Below are 21,445 nucleotides of genomic sequence, written 5' to 3'. Positions count from 1 at the left end.
AGTGACTGTTTTACTAACAATTTGTATCATTGCTTGTTTCATTGTTTCATTTCTTGCCTTTATTTACCCCATTATTCCTGGCATCCTTGCCGTATGGGCTGGCTATTTCATTTATCATTTTGGAATAAATGGTGGAGAGTTAACGATATCTTTTTGGGTTATTCAAGTCATTTTTACACTCTTCATTTTTGTTGCTGACTTTATAGCAAATGGATACTTCCTAAAAAAATATGGAAGTTCTAAGTGGGGCGAACGAGTCGGCATGGTATCTATTATTGTCGGATCGTTCTTCTTTCCACCATTTGGTCTTATTATCATACCGTTCTTATCAGTATTTATAACAGAACTAATGCATAAAAAGACGCCAAAAGACGCCTTTTTAGTCGGAATTGCAACTGTAGTTGGTTTTTTGAGCAGCACAGTAGCCAAAGCAATTCTCCAAATCATTATGATTATCATCTTTGTATGCTATATCATTTTTTAACCATCCCTATTTGGGGATGGTTTTTTAATATGAAATACCTACTCGACTTCTCTCGTATAAGTTTTTATAGCGTAAGCTCCATGTAAAATAAGCTGTATCACCAACTGTTATTTCAGAGCCATCAGCTGGCAACATATCTTTTTCAGTTCGATATACACCTGTTACTTCACCATCTATTAAATACGTTGGACAAACAACAGTCCAACTTAGTTTACTATTTTTCAACGCTATATACGCAGCTAAATGATCTTCCGCAGCTGTGGTCGTTTTTCTTTTCGATTCCTTTGACCGGAAACGATATATACTTGGATTTGTTCGCGCCTGTAAAATACCAGCCGTTCCTATTGTAACTATTTTCTTTATACCTTCTTCTTCCATACACTTTATAATATTTGGTAAACTCTTTGCTAACGTCCCATTCTGATCCGTTCCAAGAGCACTAATTACAATATCACATCCTTTCAATGCTTCCTTTATATCATTTCCGTTTAATACATTTCCCTCAATAATACGTAACCTTTCATGCTCTATTTCCACTTTACTCAAATCACGAACTAATACCGTCACTTCATATGAATCATGTAATGCTAACTTCATAATGTGTGAACCTACTCTACCTGTCGCTCCTAATATACATACTTTCATATACTATCCCCTCTTCAATTCTTTCTCTCTATTTTTCCGCAAAACTTACAAATATACAACAAAAAAGCTCCCTCGTATATGTGAGGAAGCTCTGTTATCCATTTATTTCTTTTCTTTTGAATCAGAAGACTTCTCTGTTCCGCTTGTTTCTTTATCTTTTTTTTCATCTTGCTGTGTTGTCGTTTCATCCTCTTTCTTTTTATCCTCACCTTTACTACAACCTACCATTAATAAAGAACTTGCAAGTGCCATAGCAGTTAATGACTTAACCCATTTGTTCATTTGCGTTTCCTCCTTTTGATAGAATATGTACAACCCTATATTACTCTTCATTTTTAAAGGGAAGATTTAAAAATAGTAAAGATATGGTAAACTTTTGTAAATTTACCGATAACAAAACCGGTTTTCTCAATTCTTCTAACTAACCCTTTCATTGAACGAAAAAAAACTAAGGCACCTTTCATTCCGCCTTAGTTTTTCATGCAAACTTCTCATTTTCATATACATGTTTAATCTTATAATCCTTCTTCATAACATATTGCCAAACACTATAAGCATAACGATTCATTTTTACAAAACAATTTTCCAAAAAAGAACGAAACTCTGGGTTCGCAACTTCCACTGCCACTTGAGCAAACTTTAATGCCAATCGTTTCAAATGTGAAATATAGCAAATAGCAATCCCAATATCCCCTGTATATTCATTATCTGTTTCCATAGCTATTTCAGTAAAATCAGGCCACATTTGTTCGCAAGTTATATGCTGTACATTTTCTCCTTCTTGAAAATTCACTTGTTCATTATATGCCTGCAACATATACGGTAAATGATGCTGTAATATATCCTTTAATTCTTCATCTCGAACCATGCTCGTATACTCTCCAACTTTATATATAAGCGTGTAACTATATCTCATCAATTCTTTCATACAATCCATTAAAGTACTCCCTTCCTATTTCATCTATATACTATAAATATGATGCGATAACATTCGCTATTCTTGCTAGAAACCAATCCCAGCTACTAATTTTCTCAAAATCTGCTTCAGAATATCTTTTAGATTTATGAAAGTCTTCCTCAAGTCGGCTCCATACTTCTGCTACTACTTTCTTATCATAAATAAAGCAGTTAGATTCAGTATTTAAATAAAAACTTCTATTATCAAAGTTTGCTGTACCGACATCAACAATTTCATCATCAATAATTGTTACTTTCCCGTGAAAAAATCCATTTCGATATTGATAGATTTCTGCCCCTGCCATAAGCATTTCTTTTAAATATGGGTAAGCTGCTTGTTTCAGCATTACAGCATCACTCTTAAACGGGACGAGAATTTTTACACGAACACCTCGATTTAATGCATCTTTTAGCCCCTGCATCATTTCTTTACTCGGTACAAAATATGGTGTGGCGATTATTAAGGAATGTTTCGCCTTCTTTAATAGTGCCCCATATTCCTGCCATAAACCTTTTCCATTCGAAAATACGTATTGATATTTTACATTTCCTTGTACAGGTAAACCATGATGTATAGGGAGCTTTTCTCCCGTATCTTCCTGCCAATCTTCCGCAAATTTCCGTTCCATATCAGCAGCTCCATCCCCTTCGATGCGTACATGATAATCACGCCACGGACCAAATTTAGGATCCTGTCCAAGATACTCCTTGCCGATATTAAAACCACCGATGTACGATACTTTCCCATCTATAGTAACAATGCGTCTGTGATTACGTTGATGCAAAGAAAAAAATAAATTTTTAAATTTAGGGGTTTTACTGAATGTAAACCTCACGCCTTTTTCTTTTAATTGACTAATTATCTTTTTCTTAAGCTTATATCCACCTATCCGGTCTACTGACAATTTCACATCTACACCACTAGATGCTTTTTTCTCTAATAACCGTAAGAACTCTTGACTGGCTTCATCTTTACCTACAATATAAAAATGAATATATATGTACTTTTCTGCGCGATTTATATCATCAAATAAATTCCTATATAACTCATCACCGTTCGTATATAGTTGAAAATCCCCTGATCGAATTTTTTCTAATTCATAACCACTAGCCATTTTTTTCCCCATTTCCACATCGATGTTCATCCAAGTGAATACACCTATAAAACAAAGTATTACAATGATAAAGTGCTTCATGGATAGATTCCTTTCTCCACATACTGTTATTCCTATATCTTTCCTTTTTTAAAACATTATCATACAAAAAATATGTCATTACATGATATACGTCCATATCAAACAAGAGCTCATCTGCATATTGTATGTTGTATCTTAAAATAAAAGGAGGAAATAACAATGGGCTTCGCACATGGTAATGGATTTGCGCTACTAGTTGTATTATTTATCCTCTTAATTATCGTCGGTGCTGCTTGCTTCTGCTAAGCAGTTATTGTAAGACGATATGCGGATGAAAAAACTATAAAAGCGGACACCTATTTTTAGGTGTCCGCTTTTCATTTCAAAACTTTTTTCGCCTATTATTGAAATATTAAACGAAAAGAAAAAGTATTTATCATCAAAAAGTTAGCAGTTTAGCTACTTTCTTACTCTCTGCCTTACGAATATGGCGCTGTTCTGCACGTAATACAGCAATTCGATGTAATTCTTTCTCCTCTTCTGTTTCTGGGATAACACGCGGTACAGGAACTGGATTATTCTCCTTACTCAGTGCAACAAAAGTAACGAATGAAGTTGCCGCTACACGTTTTTCACCTGAAATTAAATTTTCCGCTACCACTTTAACAAATATCTCCATAGATGTTCTTCCCGTCCAAATTACGAAAGATTCATAACTTACACAATCTGTTGAACGAACTGGATGTAAGAAGTCTACCCAATCCATAGACGCTGTGACACATTCCATTCTTGAGTGTCTCGTTGCTGAAATCGAAGCAACCATATCCATCTCCGCTAATATTTTCCCACCAAATAGCGTATTATGATCATTTAAATCCGTTGGAAATACTCGACTCGTTTTAAACACTCTTGATTCATTTGCAGTTTTCCCCTTTACTTCTGTCATTGTTATCGCCCCTTTAATTATTTATCCCTAATATTTCAATAATTACTACACTAAGTGAATTACATGTTTAATATTAACAATCTTTAGAACTTTTAGTCCATAAAAAAGAACCGATTTTATCAATCGGCTCCTCTAAATACATATTGTTCTTTCGGCTGTTCAACTTTATTCCATTTCGTTACTTCTAACACAGGAATGTTCGCATGAAACGGCTGGTAAAATTCAGTTGTTATTTCTCCTTCTACCTGAATCCAGTCATCATTATTCCACTCTACACCTTCTGGTTTTTTTACTAACATACCATATACACCAGAATCCGCTACGCAATGTATAATACCGAAACGGAATAAGAAATATTGTTCTTTCTTAGAAGAGTCATCGCGAAAAACAAACCCTTTAAATGATAAAGTTTTACCAGTAAACTCACCAGGATAATTATAAATTGTCTCCATACCCTTGAGGAAATCCTCATCTTTTAATGCAATATTGTCTTTTGTAACAAACTCTTTCTTCCCTTTTTCCATTACACCACGATATCCTTCTTTTCCGTAATAAATACTCGTATCTGGTCTTAAGAATTGTCTTGTCATAAATGGATCTTTACTTTCCGCTTGTGCAACTGGAAAATGAAACCCCTTCGCTTTAACAATGTCCGAATCTAATGTTGCAATTGGGAAAAATAATCCTGAAATAATCGGGAAACAGAACAATGTGTACGAAAATGCTTTTTTCCACCATGTATTTTCATCTTTCGAATGATCGTGCCCACAATGGCTATGATCACAACTACAATCTTGTTTCTCTTTTTCCTTTTGATGCTCTTTCTGGAAAACGATAATAATTTGTACAAGCGTTAAGAAACCTAAAATAATAGCTGCAGTTTTTGATAAATAAGCATACTTCATATTTATATATTTCGTAATGTTACCGGAAATATGAAGCTGCCCAATTAAAATTGTGAAACCTAGTAATATATATACCCGAAACATAACCTACCACCCCATCGCATAAATGAGTAGTGAGCTTGCATAAACAACAAGTGTAACTGTAACTATCACAACAATTACAAATCTTGTTTTAAATGTCGCAAGCATCATAAACATATTTTTAATATCCACCATCGGTCCATAAACGAGGAACGCGACAAGTGACGCTGTTGAAAATGTACTTTGGAACGAAGAAGCAATAAATGCATCTGCCTCTGAACAAAGTGATAATATATAAGCAAGTCCCATCATTACAGCTGATGAAGAAAACGGACCTTGTCCAATAGCAAGCAACGTTGAAGTTTGTACAAACGTTTGAACTGCGGCAGCAATTAACGCTCCTAACACTAAATATTTACCCATTGAGAAAAATTCCTCAACAGCATGTGTACATACATCCCACATTTTTTTACGTAATGGACGTTTATGGTTCACTTCTGGGAAGTGGTCATCTCTTAATTGATGCTCTTTAAACATAAATGATAATATAACTCCAACAATAATTGCTACGACAATCGCTACAATAGAGCGATACCATACCATGTGCATACTACTCCCAAAGGCAACATATGTTGCAAATAATACAACTGGATTAATAATTGGTCCAGTTAGCATAAATGCAATTCCAGCATATGGCGGAACGCCTTTTCCAATTAATCTTCTTACAATCGGAACAATTCCACATTCACACCCAGGAAACATCATTCCTAAAAAAGTAGCTAATAGAACAGACAGAAATCGATTCTTAGGCATCCACTTTGCCACCATATCTTCTGTCACAAACATTTGAATGAATCCTGAAATAAATACACCAATTAGCACAAACGGAAGTGCTTCGATTAAAATCGATATAAAGATTGTATTCATTTGCAGGAATGCTTTCGGTAATTGAAACAATTCCATGATGTATGTCCTCCAACTTTTCATTAACAATATGTAATTTTAACCCCATTTTATTATTTGGACAAGACTTATACGGAATTCATAACCTTAATACATATTACATTTTACAAGTTATATTCTATTCCAAAATCGAGGTTTTATAGCAAAAAAGCTGTTCTAGCGCAGTTTTATAACTATGCTAGAGCAGCTTTCTTATGGTTAAAAGTAACGTTTCTTCCAAAAAACAAATGCTAAAGCGAAAGATAATGTTACACATATTATTATTACAATTACAAAACCTTGAGCCTCACCTTCAAACGGAACCTTTACATTCATTCCAAAGAAACTAGAAACCATTGTTGGTAATGATAAAATAATTGTAATAGAAGTCAACAGTTTCATAACACTATTTAAATTGTTAGAAATAACCGAACTAAATGTATTCATCATTCCGCTTAAAATGTGACTATATATTTCTGCCATTTCAATTGCCTGCTTATTTTCAATTAATACATCTTCTAATAAATCTTGATCATCTTCATACATTTTTAAAAATGTACTGTTACGCATTAATTTTTGAATAACAATTTTGTTAGCCTTTAATGATGTTGTAAAGTAAACTAAACTTTTTTCAAGGCCTAGCAACGTAAAAATTTCTTTATTTTTCATCGACTGATTTAATTGGTGCTCTAAATCGATAGTTTTTCGATTAATTTGCTTTAAGTATCTTAAATAATAAGTAGAAATTGTATATAAGAGCTGAAGTGCGAATCGCGTCTTTTTAAACGTATAAAATTCCTTAATACGTTGATTAATAAAGCGTTCAAAAATTGGATTTTCTTCTAAACAAATTGTAACAAAACAATCTGGCATTACAATCATACCTATTGGAATCGTGTCATATATCGAATTTCCTTCTTCATCATGTCTAACTGTCGGAATATCCACGATAATTAAAGTATTATTGTCTTCCTTTTCAATACGAGAGCGTTCTTCATCATCCAAAGGGTCTTTAATGAAATCTAAGTCTACATTTAAAGTTTGTACTAGATACTGAATTTCTTCTTCAGTTGGATGAAGTACATTAATCCAGCAACCCTTTTGCATTTCCTCAATCTCTTGTAGTTTTCCGTTTCGGTCTGTTAAATAAATATTTAACATACTATCACCCCGATTCTTTTTACATGTAGGAATCTACCTCACTTAAACAACAGTTTTTAAACCGCCATTTTCAGCATATGAAACAAACGATTAAATTTCAATAGAAAAATTATTTTGAAAACGTTTTTTTAAGAAAAATCTTGTAAACATAGAAAAAGGCAGAGTGTTCTCTGCCTTTAAAAAAGCTTATGTTGCCTTTATAACATATTTAGAAAGCATCCACAAGTTAAAACCGACTGAAATCGTATAGCCAGCGTATGTTGAAATGATAAAACTTACAAAATCAAAATAAGGTAGCAATACAATATTTAATACTATCTTTACAATAATTCCGATTACTAATCCTAGCACTGTTTTCTGTTGTTGATTAATTCCTTGTAACATCGCAGCAGTTACCGTAAATAGTGAAAATAGTATACAAGCAGGGGCATAATATTGCAAAATGATACTCCCCATCTCCGGATCATTTCCAGCGCCAAATAATAAAGTATATACTGGCTTTGCTAATACCATCATTCCTATTGCCGCCGGTACCGTGATCCCCACCACCAATAAATTCGTCCTCGTAAAGTGTTTATACAGTAGCTTCTCATTTCCCGCTGTATAAGCTTTCGTCATCTCGGGTACGAGAGACATACTAAAAGCCGTAGCAACAGAAACTGGGATTAGCACAACCATCTGAACAAGGCCAATTATCGCATTAATCTTTTCTGCTTCTCCTTGCATATACCCTACTTGTATTAATAGTTTATTAATTGTAAATGTATCAATTGTTTGATACAACGGAATTGCCAAACCAACTACAACAAATGGGATGGAATATGTAAATAACTCTTTATATAATGAAAAAAAAGATTTCGTTGTCTGGGGAATACTTGCTATCTCCTTTTGTTTCAAGTATTTTCGCCTTTTCATATAATAAGCACTCAAAATAATTAATCCACCTACTGCACCCATAAATGCTCCAAAAGTCGAAATACCAACCGCTAACGACACTGATTCTTTTAAAACATATAAAACAACAAAACTTCCTATCAAAATCGTTAAAACACGAAAAAACTGTTCGACAACAACACTCAGTGCCGACGGTCCCATCGATTGGAATCCTTGAAAGAATCCCCTCAATAAACTCATTACTGGTACAAGTATTAACGCAAAACTTACAATTTGAATATTGTGCGTGACAGCTACCACACTATTCCCCGACTGATCATTTCCATCAATCACAAGTTTAGCTAAATGTGGTGCTAACATATATAATGCTAAACAAGAAATAACGCCCATAATGACCATAAAAACGATACCACTCTTTAGCACTCTCTTAACAGTATGATAATCATTGAGTTGATCATACTTTGAAACCATCTTTGAAACGGCAAGTGGTAATCCCATCGTTGCAATACTTAACATTATTGTATAAGGACGGTATGCATACGTGTATAATACGTAGCCACTCGTACCCACCATTGCTGTAAATGGTATAACATATATAAACCCTAACATTTTAGATATCATCGTTGCCATCGTTAAAAATATCGTTCCACGTAAAAACGGTGATCCTTTCATCACATTCCCCCGCTACGCTTTATTATTACACATTATGGACAACTTCTTTTTTTTAGAACTGGAACAAATAAAAAAAGCCAATGAAAAATCATTGACTTTAACGAGTTGTTTTTCTCTTTTTCAAATACTTTAAACCGAAGTAAAGAGCTATAAATAGGACTGCTCCTATAATTATGTAATGTGTATAATCAGATGCATACTCTTTAATATGACGCCAATTTCCACCAAGCTTTTCTCCTAAGTATATAAATAGAATTGACCATGGGATAATCGCTACTACTGTATAAAGTGTAAAGAGTTTTAAAGGCATCTTTGCTAATCCTGCCGGAATAGATATTGCATGACGTACAACTGGGATAAAACGTGCCGAAAATATTACTCCAGCTCCATAACGCTTAAACCAATTTTCTGCTATGTCTAAATGATGTTTATTAATAAGCAGATATTTTCCATATTTCTCAACAACCGGACGCCCTCCGTAATATCCAAGCCAGTATAAAAAGATTTGTGCTAAAGTACCACCGATTGTTCCCGCGATAACAGCCCCGACAAAACTAATTTTTTCTTGCGCAACTAAAAACCCTGCATACGAAAGAACAATTTCACTTGGAATTATTTCAATCATTAAACCTAGTGCTACCCCGAAGTATCCTAGACTTGCAAAGAATTGTAATAACTGATCTATTATATTCGCTAACATATTCTTTTCTATCTCCTTTTTTCTTCACATACCCTTCATTATCACATAAAGACTGCCATCTGCCAATATAATCATGTGAACCTCTTCATCTGAATCATAGATTTTGAAGAGGAATACGCCTTCTTATTTTTTGTTAAAAGAATATGTACAACCTTTTTTCAATATAACCTTGGCATGATACAAAATTAACTTTACTATCCCTCTATTTACGGGCTTGTCGACTAATAATCAACGTAAATATAACAAACGAGACTGATTAATTATTAGTCCAGTAGCCTTTCTTTATTTCTATCTTTCATATACGCAAACATTTCTTTAATTTGCCATTCTGTATTTCTAGCATTTGATAAATCAGGTATTTCGTTTTCACTAAAGAAATCTATATCTTCTGTTTCAATGCTTAATTTCTTTTCTCCACCAACAATCTCACAACCTATAAAAATTTTATATACATGTGTAGCTGATAGAGATGGTTGATGTTTTTCTTTATCGAATATAGCTAGTAGCCTAAAATGATCTACCTCATAGCCTGTCTCTTCTAAAACTTCTTTAGTAGCGACTTCTGTTGGAGTATAACCAACATCAGCCCATCCACCTGGTAATGCCCATCTCCCATCACTTTTTTCTTTCACAAATAATAATTTATCATTTTGAAACACTACCGCTCGTATATCAACTTTAGGAGTTTGATAGCCTGTCTCACTTGCAAATAATTTCTCTACTACTTCCCAATCTGTTTTTGTGTAATGTGACATCATTGAAATTGAAATGTCTCGTAATTGTTGGAAACGCTCTATATCATACACATCTTTGGAGTACGTTAAACCAGCTTGTGCTATCGACTGTATTTGTTTTACCCAATCAATCCATTTAACCGTCATCTCTACACAACTCCATTCTCTATCAAATAAATACTATGTTACTTTTTTGGTACATCTTTATTATACAAAAAAAGAGATTGATAATGTTTCAATCTCCTTCAAAATTAATCCAATTCATGAAGATGCTCTTCTATATAATTTCTTCTTTTATTTATATATTGAAAAATCATATCAGCCTCTTGGTCAAATGTTTCTATTTTTTCTTTCATATATGGATCCTGAAGTAAATATGGACGAATTAGTTCACACATTCCTTCTACTTTTGGTTTTATAAACGATACTGTAAATTGTTCTACTAATATTTCTTCTAAAATATTTCGATACTGCTTTCTAAAGAAGGGTATATCTAACAACCTTGCACTTAACGTATTATATCCTTGAATACGAATGTATTTATGATTTAGTGGTCTTCCTTGTACATCCCGCCCCCAAGTTGCATCATAATCCCACGGTATGACTTCAAATAAATTTGTCTCATCGTTATGATATAACGCATAGTTATGAACAAAACCATCAAAGTTTTGAGTCAAAATCACTCCAGCTAACCATCGTAAATATTTATCAACATGAAGGTATTTTCCAATTTCTTTTTCATACTCTTCCCTTGATAGTGTATTTGCTTGAAAAACAAATTCACTTAGTTGCTCTTCACTATTTTCATTCGAACATTTAAATTCATATCCTGCAAAAAGCTCGCTTTTAACATCTTTGTCTCTCTCGCTCATTAAAGAAAAATTCGCATCATCATCTATTGCATAATAAATAGAACCATTCGGTAACCCTCTACTTTTTAAAAAGTTTTCATCAACCGATTCTAACTGTAAATATACGCCTTGGATTTGGCCATTTTTTTTTATAAATACATGCTGCGACTTCGGTGAAAGTACCCCAATATCATTAAAAAAATCGAGTGATAATTTGTTACGAATAAGCGATGGATCCATAAATTCAGAGTTTAAATGAAATTCCTTTATCCCTTGAAATTTTTTCGGTTTATAAAATTTAACATGATAAGACTTTTTCTCAAACTCGCGAATATGAGCACCTCGATAAACGATATCAATATCATACTTCTTTTTTCCAAATGTTAACTTTGCTGGCACTGGACTATCTGACCAAATATCTTTTTTCAATTCCACTAAGTACATTGGATGAATAAAAAAATCATATAAAGGTAGCATATTTTCTCATCCCTTCCCAGTTCTCTTCATTCAATGTATGCGCCTTGTCTTGTCCATACATCTGCAATCATCTATTTATATAAAATTACACTCTTGTCCTGTTCAGAAAGATGCCTAAATTCATATCATGTTAAGGAAAAAGAATACCTTTTCAATTTAATACATGATAAGGAGGATTTCTATGAAACGTGATATTAGAAAAGCTGTTGAAGAAATCAAAAGTGCAGGGATGAAAGATTTCTTGCATCAAGATCCAAGTACTTTTGAATGCGATGATGATAAATTCTCTCATCATAAATGTACAACAGGATGTAAATGTACAACAGGGCGTAAATGTACAACAGGGCGTAAATGTCCAAGAACAAGATGTACTCGCGTGAAACATTGTACTTTCGTTACAAAATGTACTCATGTAAAAAAATGGACATTTGTTACAAAATGTACTCGTGTACGCGTTCAAAAATGGACATTCGTTACGAAAGTTACACGTAGAAAAGAATGTGTTTTAGTTACAAAACGTACTCGTGTAAAAAAATGTACTTTTGTTACAAAGTGTGTGCGCTTTGAAAAGAAATTTTTCTGGACAAAACGAAGTTTTTGTAAAAAAAGTGTATTCTTCCCTCATAGTAATGGTTGCTCTTGCGATGATTCATGTAATCATGACGGAAACAAATGGCATGGTTGCAAAGACGGCGGGCATAAGTTCCCTTCCTGCAAACATAAGAAATTCGATCACTTCTGGTATAAAAAACGTAAGTGGTAGTTTTTTTATGTCAACAAAAAAAAGCCGCGTTGCGGCCTTTTTTACGTTCACTGAAAATGACTTACATCTGCAAATTGTTTTACTTTACCACGATCTTCATCAAATTCAATCACACTGAGACTCGCGCTATACATAAATGGATCATCCCACACATTTTCAATTTCAATACCCGCGAAATGCCCTACAAGTAATTTCGCTGCCGCAGCATGAGAGACAATCAATATACTCTCACCTTTATGCTTTTCTAAAAGTATATGTAGCCCTTCTATTACCCTCTTATGAACGGCCGCAAAGTTTTCCCCTGATGTTGACTGAAAAAGATGTGGCTCATTCCAAAATAAATGTACTTCTTCTGGATACTGCATTTCCAAGTCATTAATTGTTTGCCCTTCCCATGCCCCCATATTAATTTCAAAGAAATGTTCATCTGCAATAATTGGTATATTGCGTTCTCCTTTAATCAGTTCTGCAGTATGAAGCGTTCTTTCACTTGGACTACTATAGATGGCATGAAGCGGTAAATCCTTCATATGATCACCTAATTGTTGTGCTTGTATCATACCATTCTCAGTTAATGCTGAGTTTTTTCGTCCTTGCATCCGCCCTGCTACATTCCATTCCGTCTCACCGTGTCGTGTTACATATACCGTTGTCTTCATTTCCTATTCCCCCTTACCATTTTGGCCGCAATTCCCACGGCTCAACTCTCCCTACAACCCATTCCGCGTATTTCCCTTCAATTCCTTTTATAACCCCGTCAGCTATCTCTTCATGAGTAAGCCACCTTGCATATGTATCTTCTAAAATAAACCCTAATATAATTCTATAATAACTACATAATGCCCCGCCTATTTTTTGTAACTTCGCACGTGATGCACTACTACCTAATATATGAAATACACTATATTCCTTAGACGACAATTCAATCTCTTCGCAAATTATCGGAAGTGCACGTTCAGCAGTCGAATGTATCCATGCAATAACTAGTGTGATTGGGCCATTGTGTTCAATTGACTCTTTAATAGATTTCTTTACATCTTCTTCGTTATGATAATCTAAAGAAAGACTCGTAATTTTTTCTCGTTCACTACATGCTTGCTTAACATTTTCTAATTTCGCATTATCTCGTCCAATAATAGAAACATGAAACCCTTGCTTACAAAGCCACATAGAAACCTTCTTTAACATTCCTGTTCCACCAATTACAAGTGCATGCAAATTCCTTCCCTCCCCTCAGTAGAACATCATATGAGGCTTTGCTTCCCTATAATAATTTAGACGGTCTTGTAACGTCCCTGAATGGAACTCAAATTTATGACCATCTGGATCAAGAAAATATATAGATTCGTAATCTCTCACATCACGTTCTCGGCCTTTTAAAATATGAACTTCGTTTTCTTCTAATCGCTTTAACAAACAATTAAAATCTTCCTGTTCAACAGTAAATGAAATATGTGTATAAGATTGATGAATCTCATTTCTTGGAATATCTACTTCCTCATTAAGCGCTACCCAAACTCCGCATATATTAAAATACGCAAGTTTTCTCCCTTTAACTAACAATTCTCCTTCTAATACTTTCTCATAAAACATAATAGATTTTCCCAAATTTGAAACTGAAAAACATAGATGATTGATTCCTTTCAACACGTAAGGTTCCTCCCTATACAAATAAAAGATGAGCGAAAATTCACTCATCTTTTATTATACTATTTTTTTGTAATATATGCCCATTTATAACTAAAGTCCCCACCGAACGTATGGTTAACAATACCTTTTACATACGGCTTCTCTAAATAAGCTGTACTTTGTTGATACGTAGGAGAGATTGCAGCATCTTGACCAATTAAGATTTTTTCAGCTTCTGCAAGTGCTTTCCAGCGTGCTGCGTCATCCTTTAATAGTTCCCCTTTTGATTTCGCTACTAAATCATCATATTTCGGATTAGAATAAGCCATTTCATTGAATGTGCTTCCTGTAACGAACATATCAATGTACGTCATTGGATCTGGATAGTCTGGGCCCCATGCAGATAACGAGAATTCATATTGTAGCTTCTTCTCTAAATCTAGTTTTTGTTTATATGGTTGTTGTTTCAAATTCACTTTAATGCCCGGTAAATTTTTCTCTAACTCTTCTTTAATAAAATCGCTCACTTTTTTACGACTACCGTTATCATCATTTAGTAATTCTACTGTAATTGTATCTTGACCAAGTTCTTTTTTCGCTTCTTCCCACAATTTTTTTGCTTTTGCTGCATTATCTTTATTATCACGGAAATTTTTATTTACAGAACGGAAGTCTTTTCCATCTGGTCCTGTCGTAAATTTTTCAGGTACTAAGAAGTATGCTGGCAATGACCCGTCATTTAGAATAACATCTGCAATTCCTTTTTTATCATATGCTAAATCAATTGCTTCACGAACTTTTTGATTTTTAAATGTTGCATTTTGTTGATTAAAGCGTAAGAAATACATACGTGGGTCTAGCTTCGTTTTAAATTCATCTGGCTTACTCTTTTTATATTTATCAACAAATTCAGAACTTAGAATAACTCGATCTGCTTGATTACTATCATATAAATTTACTCCTGTGCTTGTTTCCTTTACAACACTTACATTTATTTCTTCTAACTTTACAGTATCTTTATCCCAATAATTAGGGTTTTTCTTTAACTGATAACTTTGTTCATGTTTCCATTCACTCATTGTAAATGGTCCATTGTACAATAGTTTATCTGCTTCTAATGCATATTTATCCCCTTGTTCCTTTACATACTTTTCATTTAAAGGGAAAAATGTTGGGAACGAAGTAAGTTCAAGGAAATACGGCGCTGGTTGTTCTAATTCCACCACTAACGTTTTATCATCCTTTGCTTTAACTCCTAATTGATCTAAAGGTAATTCCCCCTTATTTACTTTCTGTGCATTTTTCACATCAAATAAAATAAATGCATACTCAGCAGCTGTTGCTTTATCTAATGCACGTTGCCAAGCATATACAAAGTCTTGCGCTCGAACTGGCTCGCCATTAGACCACTTTGCATCTCGTAATTCAAATGTATATGTTGTTTTATCCTCACTAATCTTCACATCTTTTGCCATACCTGGCGTTGGCTTATTATCCTTATCTAAACGATATAATCCTTCCATTGCATTTACAAAGGCGCGGAAAGATACGGAATCCGTTGATTTTGACGTATCCATTGAAGGAATTTCTGCTGTTTCCAGTAAGTTTAAAACTTGCTTATCTGCTACTCCCTTACTTGCTTCTTTCTTCGTTGTAGATGCCTTCTCCCCATTTCCGCAACCTGCAACTAACACACTAGTCGATAATGCAACTGCAGCAATCGTTGTTACCTTTCTCTTCATTCTTCCTTCCCCCAATCTATATGTATAAATGAAAGCCTGTATAATATATACCATTATACAAAAGATTCTGATTATTTTAAATATTTATTTTTATAAACAGAAAAGAAGCAGTTAGAAATCGCTTTCCATCCGCTTCTTTTTGCACTGCTTTTACTTGTAATCCATCCTCTAAGTCAAATGGATTTTGAACCTTAAATATTTCTTCCATCATCTTCAAAAACTCTTCTTCACTTTTAGATTCACCGTTAATCGTAAGTGAGTATGGCTCAATTTCACTCAATTTATAATCAACAATAAATTGAATCGTAACTTTTTGTCTTGGCATCCCTGGGCTGTATCCTTGAAATTCTACTAGTTCCAGTCCTTCCGACCCGCGATAATATACCCACCCTGAATTTTGGAAATAACTTTCAAACGATTCACCAATCGAAAAGAACGGGTATTCATAAAGCGAGCTTGTACGTACTTTTTGTATAATGTCTCGATCCGTCGGAAAAAAGAAATGACTGAAAAAAATAGTTGCAATGGTCAAAATAGTAACGATTGTCGCCCCCATTTTACTCGTTCCACCACTATCACGAATAAGATATTCTTCAACCGATTCATTTTCAATTCCCCGTGCCTTAATACGATATATACGCCTTTCTGCAAATTGATAATATAATCCATTCGCAAAAATCCCCATGCCAAATATAATAAAAACGAGTAATAGAAATGTAAGGGGAACCATATTAATAACTGGCAACGCTACATTGAATCCCATATAATAAGAAAATGCATCACATGTTACTAATAACAATACAAATAAAGCAGCAGGTAAATAATACTTCCGATAACCAAGCCATCCTACATTAAAAATAGCTGCCCATCCATTCCAGCTCCACCTAGCAATTCTTTTATTTTCTAACTCCCATTTTTTTTTATAATGTGGATAATTTCTTCCTACATATACTTCTAACTCTTTGTCTATTAGCGAGCTTCCTTCACCTTGTTCATTATGCAAGTTTCGCTGACAATTTGCACAATTTAACTGACCATTAGTACAAGGTCGCCCACAATTTATACATTTCAAAACGATCCCTCTTTCCATCCATACTTCATTTTATAATACCTTCATGCTTCAATAACCACTCTTTCCTCCATAAACCACCCGCATACCCAACAAGCTTTCCACTCTTTCCAATCACACGATGACATGGAACGATAATTGAAATTGGATTCCGACTATTTGCTCCTCCTATCGCTCGTACAGCTTTCGTATTCCCAACCTTCTCCGCAATATCTAAATATGAAGCACTTACGCCATATGGAACAGTATAAAGTGCATCCCATACATTCTTTTGAAATGTTGTTCCTTCAGCAGACAATGGAACTGTAAACTCTTTTCTTTTACCTTTAAAGTATTCATCTAATTCATCTATACATTGTTCAACAATTTCATTTTTAAGTTCTTCTTTTCTTTCTTCAACAAATATAACAGACGTAATTCCTTTCGTATTCGCTGTAATTTCCAGCAAGCCTAATTCATTTTCATAATAAGCCCGATACATACGTCATCCTCCAATTCTTTTCATATTTGTCATTGTAACACGAATTGACAAAATTTTGCGTATAAGCGTTTCATTAGGGAAACTACAAACAGAATGATACAATGAAAGAAAATTCAAACAAAGGGGGATTCCAATGCTTTTTTCACCTTATACAATTAAAGGTGTTACGCTAAAAAACCGTATTGTTATGTCACCTATGTGTATGTATTCATCAGAAAATGAAGATGGACAGGTAACCAATTTTCACCTTGTTCATTATGGGACTCGAGCAGCTGGGCAAGTCGGTCTCGTTATGATTGAGGCAACGGCAGTTGTACCTGAAGGACGTATTTCTAATAAGGACCTCGGTATTTGGGATGATAGTCTTGTTGAAGGTTTACACAAAACCGTAACATTCATCCGTGATAACGGTGCAAGAGCTGCCATTCAACTCGCTCACGCCGGAAGAAAGGCTGAATTAGAAACGGATGCTTTAGCTCCTTCAGCAATTCCGTTTAACGATAGAATGAAAATCCCAGTAGAAATGAGTAAACAGCAAATTAAAGAAACTGTTTTAGCTTTTCAAAGAGCTGCTTTACGATCTAAAGAAGCTGGCTTTGACGTTATTGAATTACACGGTGCCCACGGTTATCTTATTAATGAATTTCTTTCTCCACTTTCCAATAAGCGAACCGATGAATATGGAGGTACACAAGAAAATCGCTATCGCTTCTTACGTGAAATCATTGATGCAGTAAATGAAGTTTGGACCGGGCCATTGTTTGTTCGTATTTCTGCTAATGATTATCATCCTGAAGGTTTAACTGTTCAAGATTATGTTCAGTATACAAAATGGATGCAAGAACAAGGTGTTGATTTAATTGACTGTAGTTCAGGTGCAGTTGTCCCAGCACACATTGATGTTTATCCTGGGTATCAAGTACAATATGCCAAACATATTAAAGAACATACTAAGATTGCAACTGGTGCAGTTGGATTGATTACGACTGGGTCACAAGCGGAGCAAATTTTAAATAATAACGAAGCAGATTTAATCTTTATCGGACGTGAGTTACTTCGCAATCCGTATTTCCCAAGAATAGCCGCCAATGAACTTGGCTTTGAATTACAAGAACCGTATCAATACAAGCGAGCACCTGGGAAAATCCATACGAATAAATAAAACCGAGAATTAAATGAAATAAAAAATTCTTATTAACCTAAAGCATGCGATAGTTTAATAAGATTCTAAAAATGTTGTTGTAGTAAATGAGGTCACTTGTAGTACAAAAATAGGATAGAAATAGCAGATATCTCTTCTGCCTTTCTATCCTTCTTTTTTGAATTTAAATTATAAATTGTCGTGATAATTGTTAAACAACATGCATTTACTGTTAATTCAAGCCTCAACCTTTATTTCTTTGGTCTTTCAGTAAAAGTCATTCTTCCCGGTTTTATTTATTCTATCGTTGTAATTTCATTTGAATTATAAATATGGATACCCGACTCTTCACGTAACGCTGTTATATACATTCCCTTCGCTACGTCTTTCGCTGAGATTGGTTTATACTTTTTAAAAGCACCTTTAAATATAAACGGAATAATACGAGATAATTTCTCAGCCATTCTTTCTCCAAAACGAAATTCTTGTCGATTTCCTACTAATAATGAAGGCCTAAAAATATGAATACCACCAATAACTAGCTTTTGCAACTCCTCTTCCATCTTCCCCTTTACTTGCGAGTAAAAGAAAAATGATTTAGGATTTGCTCCCATTGATGAAATAACAAGGAAATTTTGCACACCTTGTTTTTCAGCTAAACAAGCAGCTCGTAACGTATATTCATAATCTACTTTTTTAAAATTCGCCTTCGATTTCGCTTTTTTAATCGTTGTTCCTAAACAACTAAATACATCATCTACTGCAAAAAACTCTTTATATTCCTCTAATACCGAAAAATCCACCTGTTTCTGCTGTAATTTCTCATGTTGCCATTTCAATGGTTCCCTTACAAAAATAGTAACCGAATCGTAGTAATCTGAGTCAAGTAATAGACGCGTTATTTCTTGTCCAACTAATCCACTTGCACCAAGTACTAACGCTGTTCGTTCATTCATATATATGCATACCTCTTTATTTACTTTTCTCTCCTTTTGCTGATAATCGCTAATAGGAGTTTCCGTTTTATTATTTTATCATAAGTAAAGCACTATGCGTAAGCATAGTACTTTACTTACTCTTTTTTCTTTTCTTTTTCTTCCACTGGCAATTTCGTAATTGTTGTAGCATCCCCTAAATTACTTATTAGTCTTCTTAAAAAGATTAAAACAAAAGTTAACGGCAAAACAACCGCAAGTATTAAAAAGATAGCCTCCATAATGTATCCCAAGCGCTCATCCCCTTTTTTCTGCTCCCTCCCAATATATGAAAGTAACATTGTCACATATGCACCAATCATAAAAATTAATACCTTTCTTTTTGACAGATTTATAACAAAATCAAATCGTAATGATTATTATTTATTGCAACTTTCATAAAGATGTATTATACTAGGTTCGCAAACTAAAACGTAATTATTCCGTTTTGTGTTGAATCGATATTTTCTTCTTACATTTGGAGAAAATATAATTGTAAAAAAGAAAAGAGGAGAATTATATGCCGAAAAAATTAGCTATATTTTCATTTATACTTATTTTCACACTCATCTTTACTGGATGTTCCAACAACAAAGATGGTGCAGCGAAAAAAGATGGGAAACTTTCTGTTTATACAACCATTTTCCCACTTGCTGACTTTGCAAAAAAAATCGGTGGTGATTATGTAAATGTAGAAGCAATTTACCCACCTGGTGCGGATTCTCATACATTTGAACCGAGTCAAAAACAGACTGTACAAGTTGCAAAAGCCGATTTATTCGTTTATAACGGCGCAGAATTAGAACCATTTGCCGAAAAAATGGAAAAATCATTAAAAAATGAAAACGTAAAAGTTGTAAATGCATCTAAAGATATCGAACTTCGTACTTCAACTGAAGAAGAGCAGCACGATCATGGAGACGGTCATAAAGAAGATGAACATCACCATGATAAAGATCCACACGTTTGGTTAGATCCTACTCTTGCGATGAAACAAGCAGAAAAAATTAAAAATGCACTTGTAGAATTACAACCTGAACATAAAAAAGAGTTCGAAAAAAACTTCGCAGCACTACAAACAAAATTTACTGATTTAGACGATCAATTTAAAGCCGTTGTTGCAAATGCAAAAACGAAAGAAATATTAGTTTCACATGCAGCTTATGGCTACTGGGAACAACGATACGGTCTAAAGCAAATTCCAATCGCTGGAATTTCAGCATCTGATGAACCATCTCAAAAACAGCTTGCTGACATTACAAAAACAGTAAAAGATCACGGTCTAAAATATATTTTATTTGAGACATTCTCTACTCCAAAAGTAGCATCAGTTATTCAAAAAGAAACAGGTACAAAAGTTTTACGCTTAAATCACCTTGCTACTATTTCTGAGGATGATGCGAAGAACAATAAAGATTACTTCACATTAATGGAAGAAAACGTAAATACTTTAAAAGAAGCAACAAACTAATCAACTATATTTTCTAGGCAGCTGAATATTTCATTCAGCTGCCTTTTTATGTATTTCCCCTTGACTTGACCGAAATAACAAGTAAAATTATCCATATTAGCTTTTAAGCTATAATAATTTAGAAGGTGAGTTGGAACTATGAACCTTCACATTTGTGAAGTAACAGCAAATAATTGGCGTTCAGTAGCTGCTTTAAGCGTAACAAAAGAACAGCAGCAATTTATTGAAAGTAATGCGTTTTCTTTAGCGGAATCATTATATGAAGAAAATGGAACGTCAGTAGGCTTATATGATGAAGAAACACTTGTTGGATATGCACTGTATGGATGGTATTGGAAAAAGAATGAAAGCGTATGGTTAGATCGTTTTATGATTGACCAACAATTTCAAGGAAAAGGATATGCAAAGCGTTTCCTTCGCCTTTTAATTCAGTTCTTACAACAAAAATTTGAATGTAAAATAATTTATTTAAGTTTACATCCAGACAACAAACTAGCAATGGGATTATACGAATCATTCGGTTTCCGCTTAAATGGGGATATTGATGATGAGGGCCCAGTTGTAGGTGTTGTAATGGAATTGCTTATAGATAAAAATACAAGCCTGTGAAAACAGGCTTTTTATTATACATTTAGCAATGTAACATTTTC

Annotated in this window: 26 protein-coding genes; 6 read left to right on the top strand and 20 right to left on the bottom strand. The window is 34.1% G+C overall.

The genetic code is table 11. The annotated features are described in order from the left end of the window. Position 1 precedes the first annotated feature (1 nt). Entirely contained in the window at positions 2 to 484 is a 483-nt protein-coding gene (locus MR109_RS12750; protein WP_002171539.1) for a DUF456 domain-containing protein, read from the top strand. A 24-nt stretch (positions 485 to 508) separates the two neighbouring features. Here the strand turns inward: MR109_RS12750 and MR109_RS12745 are convergent, their stop codons facing one another. From MR109_RS12745 to cls, 4 genes are all read right to left on the bottom strand, one after another. Next, a complete protein-coding gene (locus MR109_RS12745) occupies positions 509 to 1,129 on the bottom strand; it encodes an NAD(P)-dependent oxidoreductase (RefSeq protein WP_002171538.1) in 621 nt (206 codons plus the stop codon). Between the two features lie 102 nt (positions 1,130 to 1,231). Further along, positions 1,232 to 1,411, bottom strand: a complete 180-nt coding sequence (locus tag MR109_RS12740) for a hypothetical protein (RefSeq protein ID WP_071720323.1) — start codon at positions 1,409 to 1,411, stop codon at positions 1,232 to 1,234. A 196-nt stretch (positions 1,412 to 1,607) separates the two neighbouring features. After that, on the bottom strand, positions 1,608 to 2,066 hold the full coding sequence (locus MR109_RS12735; protein ID WP_071720325.1) for a spore coat protein: 459 nt from the start codon (positions 2,064 to 2,066) through the stop codon (positions 1,608 to 1,610). Positions 2,067 to 2,097: 31 nt separating this feature from the next. Continuing rightward, positions 2,098 to 3,282: a cardiolipin synthase gene (cls, locus tag MR109_RS12730; RefSeq protein WP_242272281.1), complete on the bottom strand. Its 1,185-nt coding sequence runs from the start codon at positions 3,280 to 3,282 to the stop codon at positions 2,098 to 2,100. Positions 3,283 to 3,441: 159 nt separating this feature from the next. Here cls and MR109_RS12725 point away from each other — a divergent pair, with 159 nt between their 5' ends. Further along, positions 3,442 to 3,528: a YjcZ family sporulation protein gene (locus MR109_RS12725; RefSeq protein ID WP_000505094.1), complete on the top strand. Its 87-nt coding sequence runs from the start codon at positions 3,442 to 3,444 to the stop codon at positions 3,526 to 3,528. 133 nt (positions 3,529 to 3,661) lie between these two features. Here the strand turns inward: MR109_RS12725 and MR109_RS12720 are convergent, their stop codons facing one another. The 8 genes from MR109_RS12720 to cotH form a co-directional block, all read right to left on the bottom strand. After that, positions 3,662 to 4,168 (bottom strand): acyl-CoA thioesterase, encoded by a 507-nt coding sequence (locus tag MR109_RS12720; RefSeq protein ID WP_002171534.1) that lies wholly within the window; start codon positions 4,166 to 4,168, stop codon positions 3,662 to 3,664. Positions 4,169 to 4,287: 119 nt separating this feature from the next. Next, positions 4,288 to 5,157 (bottom strand): TIGR03943 family putative permease subunit, encoded by an 870-nt coding sequence (locus MR109_RS12715; protein ID WP_002171533.1) that lies wholly within the window; start codon positions 5,155 to 5,157, stop codon positions 4,288 to 4,290. 3 nt (positions 5,158 to 5,160) lie between these two features. Next, positions 5,161 to 6,057 (bottom strand): permease, encoded by an 897-nt coding sequence (locus tag MR109_RS12710; RefSeq protein ID WP_002171532.1) that lies wholly within the window; start codon positions 6,055 to 6,057, stop codon positions 5,161 to 5,163. Between the two features lie 198 nt (positions 6,058 to 6,255). Beyond that, positions 6,256 to 7,197, bottom strand: coding sequence for a magnesium transporter CorA family protein (locus tag MR109_RS12705; RefSeq protein ID WP_002171531.1), 942 nt, complete (start codon positions 7,195 to 7,197; stop codon positions 6,256 to 6,258). 186 nt (positions 7,198 to 7,383) lie between these two features. Further along, complete coding sequence (locus tag MR109_RS12700; RefSeq protein ID WP_002171530.1) at positions 7,384 to 8,763, bottom strand: putative polysaccharide biosynthesis protein; 1,380 nt, start codon at positions 8,761 to 8,763, stop codon at positions 7,384 to 7,386. 97 nt (positions 8,764 to 8,860) lie between these two features. Next, positions 8,861 to 9,463 carry an undecaprenyl phosphate transporter UptA gene (uptA, locus tag MR109_RS12695; protein WP_025149941.1) on the bottom strand — a complete coding sequence of 201 codons (603 nt, stop codon included), beginning with the start codon at positions 9,461 to 9,463 and terminating at the stop codon, positions 8,861 to 8,863. A 263-nt stretch (positions 9,464 to 9,726) separates the two neighbouring features. Next, entirely contained in the window at positions 9,727 to 10,344 is a 618-nt protein-coding gene (locus tag MR109_RS12690) for an NUDIX hydrolase N-terminal domain-containing protein (protein ID WP_002171528.1), read from the bottom strand. 104 nt (positions 10,345 to 10,448) lie between these two features. After that, positions 10,449 to 11,525 carry a spore coat protein CotH gene (cotH, locus tag MR109_RS12685; protein ID WP_242272280.1) on the bottom strand — a complete coding sequence of 359 codons (1,077 nt, stop codon included), beginning with the start codon at positions 11,523 to 11,525 and terminating at the stop codon, positions 10,449 to 10,451. Between the two features lie 181 nt (positions 11,526 to 11,706). On the opposite strand from cotH, the gene exsB reads away from it, so the two are divergent. Beyond that, on the top strand, positions 11,707 to 12,288 hold the full coding sequence (gene exsB / locus MR109_RS12680; protein WP_048372632.1) for an exosporium protein ExsB: 582 nt from the start codon (positions 11,707 to 11,709) through the stop codon (positions 12,286 to 12,288). Between the two features lie 47 nt (positions 12,289 to 12,335). Here the strand turns inward: exsB and MR109_RS12675 are convergent, their stop codons facing one another. From MR109_RS12675 to MR109_RS12650, 6 genes are all read right to left on the bottom strand, one after another. Next, a complete protein-coding gene (locus MR109_RS12675; protein ID WP_242272279.1) occupies positions 12,336 to 12,947 on the bottom strand; it encodes a phosphoserine phosphatase 1 in 612 nt (203 codons plus the stop codon). A gap of 13 nt (positions 12,948 to 12,960) precedes the next feature. Next, positions 12,961 to 13,506 carry a short-chain dehydrogenase gene (locus MR109_RS12670; RefSeq protein WP_002171523.1) on the bottom strand — a complete coding sequence of 182 codons (546 nt, stop codon included), beginning with the start codon at positions 13,504 to 13,506 and terminating at the stop codon, positions 12,961 to 12,963. Positions 13,507 to 13,521: 15 nt separating this feature from the next. Next, positions 13,522 to 13,938 carry a FosBx1 family fosfomycin resistance bacillithiol transferase gene (gene fosB / locus MR109_RS12665; protein WP_178940193.1) on the bottom strand — a complete coding sequence of 139 codons (417 nt, stop codon included), beginning with the start codon at positions 13,936 to 13,938 and terminating at the stop codon, positions 13,522 to 13,524. A gap of 59 nt (positions 13,939 to 13,997) precedes the next feature. Next, positions 13,998 to 15,659, bottom strand: coding sequence for a peptide ABC transporter substrate-binding protein (locus MR109_RS12660; protein ID WP_242272278.1), 1,662 nt, complete (start codon positions 15,657 to 15,659; stop codon positions 13,998 to 14,000). A gap of 76 nt (positions 15,660 to 15,735) precedes the next feature. Beyond that, positions 15,736 to 16,731 (bottom strand): DUF2628 domain-containing protein, encoded by a 996-nt coding sequence (locus MR109_RS12655; protein WP_242272277.1) that lies wholly within the window; start codon positions 16,729 to 16,731, stop codon positions 15,736 to 15,738. 25 nt (positions 16,732 to 16,756) lie between these two features. Further along, positions 16,757 to 17,209, bottom strand: coding sequence for a methylated-DNA--[protein]-cysteine S-methyltransferase (locus MR109_RS12650; protein ID WP_002171519.1), 453 nt, complete (start codon positions 17,207 to 17,209; stop codon positions 16,757 to 16,759). A gap of 133 nt (positions 17,210 to 17,342) precedes the next feature. On the opposite strand from MR109_RS12650, the gene namA reads away from it, so the two are divergent. Further along, positions 17,343 to 18,371 (top strand): NADPH dehydrogenase NamA, encoded by a 1,029-nt coding sequence (namA, locus tag MR109_RS12645; protein ID WP_242272276.1) that lies wholly within the window; start codon positions 17,343 to 17,345, stop codon positions 18,369 to 18,371. Positions 18,372 to 18,646: 275 nt separating this feature from the next. Here namA and MR109_RS12640 read toward each other — a convergent pair whose 3' ends face one another. Together MR109_RS12640 and MR109_RS12635 are read right to left on the bottom strand one after the other, a co-directional pair. Then, positions 18,647 to 19,306, bottom strand: a complete 660-nt coding sequence (locus tag MR109_RS12640; RefSeq protein WP_002171516.1) for an oxidoreductase — start codon at positions 19,304 to 19,306, stop codon at positions 18,647 to 18,649. 116 nt (positions 19,307 to 19,422) lie between these two features. Further along, complete coding sequence (locus tag MR109_RS12635; RefSeq protein ID WP_002171515.1) at positions 19,423 to 19,647, bottom strand: hypothetical protein; 225 nt, start codon at positions 19,645 to 19,647, stop codon at positions 19,423 to 19,425. Between the two features lie 197 nt (positions 19,648 to 19,844). Between MR109_RS12635 and MR109_RS12630 the strand changes: the two genes are divergently transcribed. Together MR109_RS12630 and MR109_RS12625 are read left to right on the top strand one after the other, a co-directional pair. Beyond that, a complete protein-coding gene (locus tag MR109_RS12630) occupies positions 19,845 to 20,795 on the top strand; it encodes a metal ABC transporter substrate-binding protein (protein WP_242272275.1) in 951 nt (316 codons plus the stop codon). Positions 20,796 to 20,933: 138 nt separating this feature from the next. Further along, entirely contained in the window at positions 20,934 to 21,404 is a 471-nt protein-coding gene (locus MR109_RS12625) for a GNAT family N-acetyltransferase (RefSeq protein WP_048372651.1), read from the top strand. The last annotated feature ends 41 nt before the right edge of the window (positions 21,405 to 21,445 follow it).

Origin of the sequence: Bacillus cereus group sp. BfR-BA-01310 (genome assembly GCF_022664325.1) — a bacterium.
GTDB lineage: Bacteria > Bacillota > Bacilli > Bacillales > Bacillaceae_G > Bacillus_A > Bacillus_A paramycoides.
The sequence above is the reverse complement of the archived record's forward strand: the minus strand, read 5'-3'. Positions and strand labels throughout refer to the sequence as shown.